We start from the raw sequence: 12248 nt of genomic DNA on the forward strand, positions 1-12248 counted from the left end.
AAAAACCCTAGTGAACGCAACGTAATCTGCGGCTTTAAGGACTTCCCCAAGTGACTGGTAGAACGACCGAGCGCTACAATCCGCGTGTCGAAGAGCCACGCTGGCAGAAGGCCTGGGAGGACAACAAGTCCTTCGAGGTCAAGCACGACGACAGCCGCAAGCCCTACTACGTGCTCGAGATGTTCCCCTATCCGTCGGGGCGCATCCATATGGGCCATGTGCGCAACTATACCATGGGCGACGTGCTGGCGCGCTATATGCGTGCCATGGGCCGCAACGTGCTGCACCCGATGGGCTGGGACGCCTTCGGCCTGCCGGCCGAGAACGCCGCCATGCAGAACAAGGTTCACCCCAAGAGCTGGACCTATGCCAACATCGCCGCGATGCGCAAGCAACTGAAGTCGATCGGGCTGGGCATCGACTGGAGTCGCGAGTTCGCCACCTGCGACGTCGAATACTATTCCAAGCAGCAGAAGCTGTTCCTCGATTTCCTGCGCGAGGGCCTCGTCACCCGCAAGAAATCCAAGGTCAACTGGGACCCGGTCGACATGACCGTGCTGGCCAACGAGCAGGTGGTCGATGGCCGCGGCTGGCGCTCCGGTGCGGTTGTGGAACAGCGTGAGCTCAACCAATGGGCCTTCAAGGTTTCCGATTTCGCCGAGGCACTGCTCGAAGCGCTCGACACCCTCGACCACTGGCCTGAGAAGGTGCGCGTCATGCAGCGCAACTGGATCGGCAAGTCCGAAGGGCTGCGCCTGCTGTTCGAATTGACCGAGCAATGGCAGAAGTTCACCTCCATCGAGGTGTTCACCACCCGTCCGGACACCATCTTCGGCGCCTCGTTCATCGCTATCTCAGCCGATCATCCGCTGGCGGCGTCGCTCGCGGACAATCCTGAAATCGCGGCCTTCATTGCCGAGACCCGCCGCCACGGCACCGCCACCGAGACCATCGACAAGGCGGAAAAGCTGGGCATTTTCACCGGGCTGCACGTGAAACATCCGGTGAAACCCGGGGCCACGCTGCCCGTCTACATCGCCAATTTCGTGCTGATGGACTACGGCACCGGCGCCATCTTCGGCTGCCCGGCGCACGACCAGCGCGACCTCGATTTCGCCCGTCGATACGACCTGCCGGTGATCCCGGTGGTGCTGCCCGAAGGCGCCGACCCGGCAACGTTCGAAGTCGATTCAGAGGCTTACAACGGCCCGGGCCGCATCTATCACTCCGAGTTCCTCGACGGCCTCGAGATCGATGCCGCCAAGAAGGCGATCGCCGCGCACTTCGCCGAGCGCACCGTCGACAACCTGCCGCAAGGGAAAGTCGAGGTGAACTACCGGCTGCGCGATTGGGGCGTGTCGCGCCAGCGCTACTGGGGCTGCCCGATCCCGGTGATCCATTGCGAGAACTGCGGCGCCGTGCCGGTGCCCGACAAGGACCTGCCGGTAGTGCTCCCCGAGGACGTGAGTTTCGATCGGCCGGGCAACCCGCTCGACCATCACCCGAGCTGGAAGCATGTCGACTGCCCGAAATGCGGTGGGCCGGCGACGCGCGAGACCGACACCATGGACACGTTCGTCGACAGTTCCTGGTACTTCGCCCGCTTCACCGATCCACACGCTGCGACCCCGACGGTCCCCGGCATTGCCAACACCTGGCTGCCGGTCGACCAGTATATCGGCGGCGTCGAGCACGCGATCCTGCACCTGCTCTATTCGCGCTTCTTCACCCGCGCCATGAAGCAGACCGGCCACCTGAACCTCGAGGAGCCGTTCAAGGGTCTGTTCACCCAGGGCATGGTGGTGCACGAAACCTACCAGCTGGGCTCCGGCCAGAACGGCGAGTGGGTTTCGCCGGCCGACATCCGGATCGAGCAGGTCGATGGCGAACGCCGCGCCAGCATGCGGCAGTCCGGTGAGGCCGTCACCATCGGCTCCATCGAAAAGATGAGCAAATCCAAGAAGAACGTCGTCGACCCGGACGAGATCGTGACCACCTACGGCGCCGATACCGCCCGTTGGTTCATGTTGTCGGACTCGCCGCCGGAACGCGACGTCCAGTGGACCGAAGCGGGCATCGAAGGCGCCAGCCGCTTCCTGCAGCGCGTCTGGAAGCTGGTGGGGGACTTCCTCGACCTCGAGGACGATATCGCCGCCCGCCTCAAGGGCGATGGCGATGCTGGCGTTGCCGAACTGCGCAAGGTGGTGCACCGCACCGTGGCCAATGTCGGCGGCGAGATCGAGGGTCTGCGCTTCAACCGCGCCGTGGCCCAGATCTACGAGCTCTCCAACGCCATCGCCAAGTTCTCGCAGGCGGTCGCGACCAGCATCTCCCCGGCGCAGCGCGCCGCCTTCCGCGAGGCGGTGGAGCACCTGGTACAGCTTGTCGCCCCGATGATGCCCCATCTCGCCGAAACCTGCTGGGCGGCGCTGGGCAAGACCGGTCTCGTGGTCGATGCGCCATGGCCGGTGGCTGACCAGTCGCTGCTGGTCGATTCGACCGTGGTGCTGCCGGTGCAGGTCAACGGCAAGCGCCGTGGCGAGATCACCGTCCCGGTCGGCGCTCCCAGGGAACTGGTGGAGAAAGAGGTCTTGTCACTCGATGCGGTTGCCCGCATGCTGGAAGGCAAGCCGCCCAAGAAGCTGGTGATCGTGCCCGACAGGATCGTCAATGTGGTCGTCTAACCGATTGCTGCGCAACGCCTTTGTCGCCCTGTCGCTCGTCGGCGCGACGGCGCTTGCCGGCTGCACGGGGCTCACCCCGGTCTATGGCGAACGCGGCATCGGCACCGAACGGCACCCGCTGAACTTTGCCAAACCCAACAGCCGGGCCGAACAGGTGATCTACCAGGAGCTGGCGCTGCGCTTCGGCAAGGCGACCGACCCGGCGAGCCCCACCGTTCGGATCACCACGTCGAACACGACACGCAAGCTCACCCGGTCGAACGTCTCGCGGCCCTCCGAGCAGCGCGAGGCGACGGTCACGGCGCGCATCGAGCTGATTGCTGCCGATGGCGCGATCATCCTGTCGACCAGCCGTTCGGCCGCGGCGCTCTACACCACCGACAGCCAAGCGCTGGCTGCGTCGGAGGCCGAGCGCGAAGCGATCGAGCGCGCCGCACGCGAACTGGCCGAGACCGTTCGGCTGACCTTGCTCGGCGCTCTCGTCCAGTCGGCCGGCTGATGGGCGCGCTTAAGGCGCACGAGGTTTCCCGCTTCGTCGACCAGCCCGACCTCGAAGCGGGCATTATCCTCGCCTATGGCCCCGATACCGGGCTCGTCCGCGAGACCGGGCAGCGACTCGCCCGGCGCTACGCCGGCAACGACGCCGACAGCATGAACCTGGTGGTGCTCGATGGGGCCGAACTCGATGCCGATCCGTCGCGCCTCGCCGTCGAAGCCAAGACCACCTCATTGTTCGGCGATCGCCGGGTGATCCGGGTGCGCGGCGCCGGCAAGTCGCTGGTCATGCCGCTTACCGAATTGCGCGATGATCCCGGTGCCATCATCATCCTCGAGGCCGGCAACCTGACGCCGAAGGATCCGCTGCGCGCCCTGGTCGAGGCGGCGAAGCTCGGACGTGCCCTGCCCTGCTACCCCGACAATGACGAGTCGCTCGGCCGGCTGATCTCGGAGACCTTCTCAAAGGCCGGCATCCGGGCCGACCAAGACACCGTCGCGGCGCTCCGCGATACCCTCGGCAATGATCGCGAGATCACCCGCCGCGAGCTCGAGAAGCTGGTGTTGTTCGCCGCCGACAGCAAGCTGCTGACCCGCGAAGACATCCTGACGCTCTGCGCCGACAACGCGGCCCTGGTACTCGACGAGGTGGTGGACGCTACCGCCACGGGCCACGCCGCCAATCTCGACACCGCCCTCGAGCGCGCCATCGCCCAGAGCGTCAATGCGCAGCAGATTCTCGCCAGCGCGCTCGGTCATTTCACCACGCTGCGCCGGTGGCGGGTCGAAGTGGATGGCGGCAAATCGCCGGGCGCCGTGCTCGACAATGCCCGCCCCAAGCCGCACTTCTCGCGCCGTTCGTCGATCGAGCGCCAGCTGCGGCTATGGAGCGACGATGCGCTCAGCGCCGCGCTGGACCGGCTGCAGCTGGCTGTCGCCGACAGCCGCAAACGCTATGGATTGGCGGATACGCTGAGCCGTCGCGCGCTGTTGGCAATCTGTGCAATGGCGGCGGAACGCTAGACCAGTCAATGGCTTAGGCCACGGGTTCCACGTGAAACATTTGTGAGCGGCCCCGGGGCGAGTATCGAAACAAACCCCGGAGTGACGACATGGCACCGGCTGCGGGTCTCGCGTCCCCTCGCCCCTTTGGGGAGAGGGTTAGGGTGAGGGGTAGCCACGCACGCCGGTTGGAGCTGCTATCGATTGCGAAGACTCGCGCTCTTGGCGCCCCTCACCCCGACCCTCTCCCCAGAGGGGCGAGGGGGCGACAGGGGCACCGACTGTGCGACATGCCACCAAAGCCCACCGGCATCCACGGAGGACGGGCGCCGAATGCGCCCCTTCGCTCTATTCCAAGTGCAGCGTGCCTCGGCGCCACGTGAAACACCCGCCGGCGTCTACACCCCGTACCCGGTGAGCTTCATGCAGATCCCGTCAAGCTGCTCGAGCGTCCGGTAGCGGATCTCGAGCCGGCCGCCCTGGTCCTTGTGGTCGATGGCCACGTGCAGCCCCAGCACATCGGAGAGGCGCTTTTCGAGCGCCGCCGTGTCGGCGTCCTTCTGCTCCGGCGCGACCGGCTTCTTCTTCGGCGCGTTGATCTCGCGCTGCGTCAGCGCTTCGGCCTCGCGGACCGACAGACCGCCTCCGACGATGCGCTTCGCCAGCGCCACCGGATCGTCGGCGGTGATCAGCGTGCGGGCGTGCCCCGCGGTCAGCTCGCCGCTCGCCAGCATGCCGCGGACATCGTCGGGCAGCTTCAAGAGGCGCAGCGTATTGGCGACGTGCGAGCGAGATTTGCCGATCACCTGCGCCAGGTCGTTCTGCGTATAGTCGAACTGCTCGATCAGCTGGCCGTAACCCATGGCTTCTTCGAGCGGATTGAGATCGACGCGCTGCACGTTCTCGATGATGGCGAGTTCCAGCGCTTCCTTGTCGTCGACGTCGCGGATGATCACCGGCACGTCGTTGAGCCCGGCCCGTTGCGAGGCACGCCAGCGGCGCTCGCCGGCGATGATCTCGAACTGGTTCGGATCAGTGGTCGGTCGCACCAGCAGCGGCTGCATCACGCCCTTTTCACGGATCGAGCTGGTCAGCTCTTCCAGTTGATCAGGGTCGAAATCACGCCGCGGGTTAGCTCGGTTGGCGATCAGGAAGTCGACCGGCAGGCGCTTGGAGCTGCTGCCGTCAGCCAGCCGCGCTCCTTCCATCGTCGCCATGTCGCCGATCAGCGCCGCGAGACCGCGCCCGAGCCGTGATGGTTTCTCGTTCATTGCAACTTCCTTATGCGGCCATGAGCTGGCGCTCACGCCGGATCACCTCGGTGGCGAGGCGCAGATAGGCCTGACTGCCGGCACATTTCAGATCATAGAGCAGCGCCGGCTTGCCATAGGATGGCGCCTCCGACAGCCGGACATTGCGCGGTATCACTGTGTCATAGACCAGCGACCCCATTTCGGAGCGCACGTCGGCCAGCACCTGCTCGCTGAGATTGTTGCGACGGTCGAACATGGTCATCACAACACCCTGTATCGACAGCCTGGGATTCAACGTCGAGCGAATTTGCTCGATGGTTTGAAGCAGTTGGCTCAGCCCCTCCAAGGCGAAGAACTCGCACTGCAGCGGCACCAGGACAGCGTCGGCCGCCACCAGGGCATTGATCGTCAGGAGGTTCAGCGACGGCGGACAATCGATCAGCACATAGCTGACTGACTGGCCATTGATGCTCAGCTCGCTCATCGCCCGGAACGCGTCGCGTAGCCGGAAAGCGCGATCGGCCTGCTGCGCGATGGTGAGCTCCACGCCGAGCAGGTCGAGCGTCGAGGCGACGATCGCGACATTGGGCACGGAGGTCATCACCGCTGCGGAGGCCACCTTTGCATCGCCCAGCAACAGGTCGTAGCTCGACACCTCACGGTCGGTACGCGAGATCCCGAGACCTGTGGAGGCGTTACCCTGTGGATCGAGATCGACGATCAGCACGCGCTCGCCGATCGCGGCCAGCGCCGTAGCCAGGTTTATCGCGGTAGTGGTCTTGCCGACCCCACCCTTCTGATTGGCGAGGGTCAGGATTCGAGGAGCCAAGGCACGGCCTCCGAGCGTTTCCGCTAACGAGTTGATTTCCGTCGCAAATTGCTGATCTGCAGCAACACGCCAGCCTCGTCGGTGGCGCTTCCGATTATTACCACGTCGAAGTCCCAGGCCAAACGACTTTCCTCGACCTCCACAGCATGATCCTTGCCCTTGTGCAGGATCGCGCGAGATTCCGGGCCAAAGAAGGGGTGGATAAGTTCAAGCAGCAGCGGCAAGGCGGCAAGGGCGCGCGACGTGATCACGTCAAAGCGCTGCGGCTTGCCGCTCGATGTTTCACGTGACTCAAAGCTGTCGGTTCGGCCGGCATGCACGGTCGCCGCGAGGCCGAGCTCACGGATCACCTGGCGCAGAAACGCCACCTTCTTGCCGATCGGTTCGACCAGGGTGAAGTGGGCCGCGCCCCCCTTGAGCGCGATGGCCAGCGGAATGGCCGGTAGCCCGCCACCTGAGCCGACGTCCAGAAAGCTGGCGTCCTTGGACTGCAGCAGCGGCAGCACCTGCAGCGAATCGAGCACGTGGCGCGACCACAGCGCGCCCTCTGTTTCACGTGAAACAAGATTCTGTACGGCGTTCCACTTCCGCAGCAGCGCAGAAAACGATTCCAGGTCCCGCCGAACCGCGGCTTCTCCGCGGACAAAGCTGCCGGCGTACGGCGTCAGATCGCCCATCAACTGGCCTGGCGCAGGTTACCGCGCCGGATCACCGAGAGGATCAGGGTGATCGCTGCTGGCGTCACTCCGTCAATTGCCTGTGCCTGGGCGATCGTCGCCGGGCGGCGCTGACCGAGCTTCTGCCGCATCTCCATCGACAGCCCCGGCAAGGCCGCATAGTCTAGCCAGTCGGGAATCTCCCGGCTCTCATCGCGCTTAACGGCAGCGATATCCGCCTCCTGCCGCTCCAGATAGACGGCATACCGGGCGTCCACCGTCAGTTGATCGAGGATGGCCGGCGTCAGCTCGGCGATCTCCGGCCAGAGCGGCACCAGGTCCTTCGCCTCCATGTTCGGATAGGACAGAAGCTCGAAAGCCGTACGCTCATGCCCATCGGCATTGACCGCAAGCCCCGCTTTGCGCGCTGCAGTCGGCGTGGTGCGAAGTCGATCAAGCGTCGCTCGGCCTGCCGCCAGCGCGGCCGAGCGGACTTCGAACTGCTCGCGCCGCTCGGTACCAACGAGGCCAACCGCCGCGGCGAGGCGGGTCAGACGCTGATCGGCATTGTCACTGCGCAGATGTAGACGGAACTCGGCGCGCGAGGTGAACATCCGGTACGGCTCGCTGACGCCACGCGTCACCAGATCATCGACCATCACACCGAGATAGCTCTCGGTCCGCGACAGCTGGAAGGTCCCAGCGTTCTTGGCGGCGAGCCCTGCGTTGGCGCCGGCGAACAGCCCTTGGGCAGCCGCCTCTTCGTAGCCGGTCGTGCCGTTGATCTGCCCCGCGAGGTACAGCCCCGGCAGGCGACGCAGTTCCAGAGTGGGACGCAGCTCACGCGGATCGACATAGTCATACTCGATCGCATATCCCGGTCGGATGATCCGCACGTTTTCGAGGCCAGGCATGGACTTGAGGAACGCCTCCTGCACCTCCGCGGGAAGCGAGGTCGAGAGGCCATTCGGATAAATCGTGTTGTCGTCGAGCCCTTCCGGCTCAAGGAAGATCTGGTGGCTGTCGCGGTCGGCGAAGCGAACGACCTTGTCTTCGATCGACGGGCAATAGCGCGGCCCGCGGCTCTTGATGCGGCCGGAATACATCGCCGAGCGATGGAGGTTGTCGGAGATGATCCGATGCGTATCCACCGTGGTCCGGGTGATATAGCAGCTGATCTGCGGCGTGGTGATTGCCGCGGTCAGGGCAGAGAACGGTTCGGGTGGGTCGTCGCCACGCTGCTCCTCGAGCCCGGAGAACGCGATCGAACTTGCATCGAGCCGCGCCGGGGTACCGGTCTTCAAGCGGCCGAGCGTCAGGCCGAGGGCCTCGAGCCGCGTCGACAGGCCCAGCACCGGCTTCTCGCCGACCCGACCGGCAGGGACAGTCTCCTCGCCGCGGTGGATCAGGCCTCGCAGGAACGTGCCGGTAGTGAGGACGACGGCCCTGGCTGCGAACCGGCGCCCGTCCAGCAGGACCGCGCCCGCAATGCGGCCGTCGGTGACGATCAGATCGTCGACCTCCCCTTCGATCACTGTCAGATTTGGCTGCGCAAGGATCGCGGCCTGCATCGCCTGCCGGTAGAGCTTGCGGTCCGCTTGGGCGCGCGGCCCACGCACGGCGGCGCCCTTCCGACGATTGAGCACACGAAACTGGATGCCGGCCGCATCGGCGACCCGCCCCATCAGCCCGTCCATGGCATCGATCTCGCGCACTAGGTGGCCTTTGCCGAGACCGCCAATGGCGGGATTGCAGCTCATTTCGCCGATCGTCGCGAACTTGTGGGTGATCAGCGCCGTCGGCACGCCCAGTCGCGCCGCAGCCGCAGCTGCTTCGCTGCCGGCATGGCCCCCACCTACAACAATGACGCCGAAGTCGGTCATCTCTGAGAAATCCTTTGGAGCGCGGGTCTAGTCCAATGTTTCACGTGAATCAACGTGCGAGCGTGCTCCCAAGTGTTCCACGTGAATCACTTGCCGATGCAGAAGGCGCTGAACAATCGGTCCAGCACGGATTCGGCATCCATCCGACCCAGCAGTCTTTCGAGCGCGAATGACGCTTGCCGCAGATCCTCCGCAGCGAGCTCCGAGCTGTCGAGATGACCATCCACCCGGCTGAGACTGCCAACCGCGCCAAGCAACGCCTCGCGATCCCGCTCATGACTCACCAGCAGCTCGGCGGGGCGCACCGAGGCTGCCCCCGACGCTTCGTAGAGCCGGTCGACCAAGGCTGCAATGCCTGCGCCTGTGTCAGCCGATACGACCAGATCAGCGCCCGCTACGGCGCCGAGATCGCTCTTGGTGCCAATCACCAGGAACGGCGGCAAAGAGCCATCATCCGGAGACGGCATCGTTCGCTCCGTCGCGACATCCGGCGCCCGCAACCACAGCACCAGATCGGCGCCGAGCATTGCCTGCCTAGCCCGCTCGACCCCCATGGCTTCGGCTTTCGAGCTGGTCTCACGGAGCCCCGCGCTATCCACCAGGATGATCAGCTGCCCCCTGACGTCGAGCGGAACTTCCTTGAGGTCCCGAGTGGTCCCCGGCTCGTCGGAGACAATCGCGGCATCCGAGCGCGATAGCGCGTTGAGAAGGCTCGATTTGCCGGCATTTGGAGGCCCGGCCAGGACGACGCGGAAGCCACTGCGGAGAATCCGCCCTCGACCACGCGTAGCCAGCACCTCGCCGATCTCCTGCTCCAACGCCGCAACATCGGCCGCAAAGCTGTGTGACAAACCTCCAACGTCACTCTCGTCGGAGAAGTCGATCTGCGCTTCGATCTCGGCCCTGAGGTCAAGCAGCCGCTCGCGCCAACCCTCGACCTGCCGCGTGAGGCCACCTTCCAGCCGTGCGTAGGCGAGCGCTCGCTGGTTCTCCGTCTCGGCCTCGATCAGGTCGCCGAGCCCCTGGGCCTCCACCAGGTCCAGCTTGCCGTTCTCAAAAGCCCGACGCGTGAACTCACCGGCTTCGGCGAGTCGGATGCCGGGTTGGGAGCTGAGTTTGCGCAGCGCGGCTCGGACCACCGCCGGCGAGCCATGCACCTGCAACTCGGCGCAATCCTCGCCGGTAAAACTGTTGGGTCCCGGCATCCAGGCGACGAGCCCCCGATCCAGCGTCTCACCGCCGATGCGGATATCGCTGAGCTTGAGCTGCCGCGGCGCCGGCAGGGCGCCGAGCATATCGCTCAGCACACGGCCGGCCATCGGACCCGACAGCCGGATGACCGCGACACCTGAGGGCAGGGCGCCGGAAGAGAGCGCTACGATCGTCTCATCGCTGCGCATGCTGGGTCCTGTATTCCCCCGCAGCGAATGGCCACCTCACCCGGCGTTGCAGGCTGACCTCTCCCCCGAGGGAGAGGTAGCGCCATGGCGAGATCGTGCCCCGACTTGCCTCTTCCTTGCGGGCGAGGTCGCCGCGCAGCGGCGAGTGAGGGGGCCTTCTTACGCCCATATGGATTAGGTGTTCATCGAGTCGAAGAAGTCGGAGTTCGTCTTGGTCTGACGGATCTTGTCCATCAGGAACTCCATGGCATCCACCGTGCCCATCGGGTTGAGGATGCGGCGCAGCACGTACATCTTCCTGAGGATATCGGGCTCGACCAGCAGCTCTTCCTTGCGGGTGCCGGACTTGGTGACGTCCATCGCCGGGAACACGCGCTTGTCGGACACCTTGCGGTCCAGCACGATTTCCGAGTTGCCGGTGCCCTTGAACTCTTCGAAGATCACTTCATCCATGCGCGAGCCGGTATCGATCAGTGCCGTCGAAATAATGGTCAGCGAACCCCCATCTTCGATATTGCGAGCGGCGCCGAAGAAGCGCTTGGGCCGCTGCAGCGCATTGGCGTCGACACCGCCGGTCAGCACCTTGCCCGAGCTCGGCACCACCGTGTTGTAGGCGCGGCCGAGGCGAGTGATCGAATCGAGCAGGATCACCACGTCGCGCTTGTGCTCGACCAGGCGCTTCGCCTTCTCGATCACCATTTCGGCGACCTGGACGTGACGCGACGCCGGCTCGTCGAAGGTCGAGGAGATGACCTCGCCCTTCACCGAGCGCTGCATGTCGGTGACTTCTTCCGGCCGCTCGTCGATCAGCAGCACGATCAGGTAGCACTCGGGATGATTGATTGCGATCGATTGTGCAATATTCTGCAACAATACGGTCTTACCAGTACGCGGCGGCGCAACAATCAGGGCGCGCTGGCCTTTGCCGAGCGGCGCCACCAAATCCATGATCCGGGCGCTCTTGTCCTTGACCGTGGGATCCGGCAGCTCGAGCCGCAGCCGCTCGTCGGGATAGAGCGGCGTCAGGTTGTCGAAGTTGATCTTGTGGCGGACCTTTTCCGGGTCCTCGAAATTGATGGTGTTGACCTTGAGGAGCGCAAAGTAGCGCTCGCCTTCCTTGGGTGACCGGATCTGGCCTTCGACCGTGTCGCCGGTCCTGAGTGAGAAGCGGCGGATCTGCGAGGGCGAGACGTAGATATCGTCCGGGCCGGGCAGGTAGTTGGCGTCCGGGGAGCGGAGGAACCCGAAGCCGTCGGGCAGCACTTCCACCACGCCTTCGCCGGTGATGTCGACTTCACGCGCCGCCAGCTCCTTGAGGATGGCGAACATCAGTTCCTGCTTACGCATGGTCGAGGCGTTCTCGACCTCGTAAGTCTCGGCGAATTCAAGCAATTCGGCAGGCGTTTTGGCCTTGAGCTCGCTGAGCTTCATATTTTCCATTGCGCGGAAGACCCTTGGGCAATCGTAAGTGGCGGGAATGTACGGAGAGGGGGGTTCGCCCGGAAAGCGCCGGGGAGGCGCCCATCGATCAGGCAGTGCGCTTCAGATAGCTAAAAGCTTCGCCACATTCAAGCGGAATGCGGATTCACGTGGAACAACGGCTGCTCACCGCCGCCCTCAGAACGGCTTCACCACCACGGAAATCACGATGACGATGGCGATGACGAACGGCACTTCGTTGATCATGCGGAAGAACTTCGCGGGCCGGGTGTTCCGGTCATTGGCAAAGTCGCGCAGTACGCGGCCATAAAAGCCATGAATGCCGCTCAACAGGATTACCATCAGCGCCTTGAGCCACATCCAGCCCTGCGAGAAATCGACGATGCCGAAGCCGAAGGCCAGCCATAGTCCGAACACCCAGGTGGCAACCATCGCCGGCGTGGTGATGCCGCGGTAAAGCCGGCGCTCCATCACCTTGAAGGTCTCCGACTGCACCGATCCCTTCTCGGCGTCGGCGTGGTAGACGAACAGCCGCGGCAGATAGAGCATCCCCGCCATCCAGGCGATAACCGACAGGATGTGCAGTGCCTTGACCCATTCCATGCC

Annotated in this window: 10 protein-coding genes; 3 read left to right on the top strand and 7 right to left on the bottom strand. The window is 64.6% G+C overall.

Features of this window, described 5'->3' with window-relative positions:
- Positions 1 to 50: 50 nt before the first annotated feature.
- Genes leuS through holA form a run of 3 tightly spaced genes read left to right on the top strand, consistent with a single transcriptional unit; the run spans position 51 to position 4202 of the window.
- Positions 51 to 2684 carry a leucine--tRNA ligase gene (gene leuS, locus APS40_RS10730; protein WP_055047038.1) on the top strand — a complete coding sequence of 878 codons (2634 nt, stop codon included), beginning with the start codon at positions 51 to 53 and terminating at the stop codon, positions 2682 to 2684.
- Positions 2671 to 3183 carry an LPS assembly lipoprotein LptE gene (gene lptE, locus APS40_RS10735; protein WP_082434333.1) on the top strand — a complete coding sequence of 171 codons (513 nt, stop codon included), beginning with the start codon at positions 2671 to 2673 and terminating at the stop codon, positions 3181 to 3183. The genes leuS and lptE overlap by 14 nt, the downstream gene beginning before the upstream one ends.
- Positions 3183 to 4202 (top strand): DNA polymerase III subunit delta, encoded by a 1020-nt coding sequence (gene holA / locus APS40_RS10740; RefSeq protein ID WP_055047040.1) that lies wholly within the window; start codon positions 3183 to 3185, stop codon positions 4200 to 4202. Before lptE ends, holA begins: the two co-directional genes overlap by 1 nt.
- Before the next feature lie 377 nt (positions 4203 to 4579).
- On the opposite strand, the gene APS40_RS10745 is transcribed toward holA, so the two are convergent.
- The 7 genes from APS40_RS10745 to hemJ all read right to left on the bottom strand — a co-directional run bounded on the left by APS40_RS10745 (position 4580) and on the right by hemJ (position 12245).
- Complete coding sequence (locus APS40_RS10745) at positions 4580 to 5452, bottom strand: ParB/RepB/Spo0J family partition protein (RefSeq protein ID WP_055047041.1); 873 nt, start codon at positions 5450 to 5452, stop codon at positions 4580 to 4582.
- Between the two features lie 10 nt (positions 5453 to 5462).
- Positions 5463 to 6263 carry a ParA family protein gene (locus tag APS40_RS10750; RefSeq protein WP_055047042.1) on the bottom strand — a complete coding sequence of 267 codons (801 nt, stop codon included), beginning with the start codon at positions 6261 to 6263 and terminating at the stop codon, positions 5463 to 5465.
- 23 nt (positions 6264 to 6286) lie between these two features.
- Positions 6287 to 6940, bottom strand: a complete 654-nt coding sequence (gene rsmG, locus APS40_RS10755; RefSeq protein ID WP_055047043.1) for a 16S rRNA (guanine(527)-N(7))-methyltransferase RsmG — start codon at positions 6938 to 6940, stop codon at positions 6287 to 6289.
- Entirely contained in the window at positions 6940 to 8802 is a 1863-nt protein-coding gene (gene mnmG, locus APS40_RS10760; protein WP_055047044.1) for a tRNA uridine-5-carboxymethylaminomethyl(34) synthesis enzyme MnmG, read from the bottom strand. Before mnmG ends, rsmG begins: the two co-directional genes overlap by 1 nt.
- 86 nt (positions 8803 to 8888) lie before the next feature.
- Positions 8889 to 10202, bottom strand: a complete 1314-nt coding sequence (gene mnmE / locus APS40_RS10765) for a tRNA uridine-5-carboxymethylaminomethyl(34) synthesis GTPase MnmE (protein WP_055047045.1) — start codon at positions 10200 to 10202, stop codon at positions 8889 to 8891.
- A 174-nt stretch (positions 10203 to 10376) separates the two neighbouring features.
- Positions 10377 to 11642, bottom strand: coding sequence for a transcription termination factor Rho (gene rho / locus APS40_RS10770; RefSeq protein WP_055047046.1), 1266 nt, complete (start codon positions 11640 to 11642; stop codon positions 10377 to 10379).
- A 177-nt stretch (positions 11643 to 11819) separates the two neighbouring features.
- On the bottom strand, positions 11820 to 12245 hold the full coding sequence (gene hemJ, locus APS40_RS10775) for a protoporphyrinogen oxidase HemJ (protein WP_055047047.1): 426 nt from the start codon (positions 12243 to 12245) through the stop codon (positions 11820 to 11822).
- Positions 12246 to 12248 lie beyond the last annotated feature (3 nt).

The sequence above is a fragment of the Devosia sp. A16 genome (assembly GCF_001402915.1).
Lineage (GTDB): Bacteria > Pseudomonadota > Alphaproteobacteria > Rhizobiales > Devosiaceae > Devosia_A.

What these genes read in the sequence shown, in the direction of transcription:
- rho (WP_055047046.1), bottom strand. Translation starts at nt 11,642, where the DNA reads ATGGAAAATATGAAGCTCAGCGAGCTCAAGGCCAAAACGCCTGCCGAA.
- mnmG (WP_055047044.1), bottom strand. Translation starts at nt 8,802, where the DNA reads ATGACCGACTTCGGCGTCATTGTTGTAGGTGGGGGCCATGCCGGCAGC.
- lptE (WP_082434333.1), top strand. Translation starts at nt 2,671, where the DNA reads ATGTGGTCGTCTAACCGATTGCTGCGCAACGCCTTTGTCGCCCTGTCG.
- hemJ (WP_055047047.1), bottom strand. Translation starts at nt 12,245, where the DNA reads ATGGAATGGGTCAAGGCACTGCACATCCTGTCGGTTATCGCCTGGATG.
- mnmE (WP_055047045.1), bottom strand. Translation starts at nt 10,202, where the DNA reads ATGCGCAGCGATGAGACGATCGTAGCGCTCTCTTCCGGCGCCCTGCCC.
- APS40_RS10745 (WP_055047041.1), bottom strand. Translation starts at nt 5,452, where the DNA reads ATGAACGAGAAACCATCACGGCTCGGGCGCGGTCTCGCGGCGCTGATC.
- rsmG (WP_055047043.1), bottom strand. Translation starts at nt 6,940, where the DNA reads ATGGGCGATCTGACGCCGTACGCCGGCAGCTTTGTCCGCGGAGAAGCC.
- holA (WP_055047040.1), top strand. Translation starts at nt 3,183, where the DNA reads ATGGGCGCGCTTAAGGCGCACGAGGTTTCCCGCTTCGTCGACCAGCCC.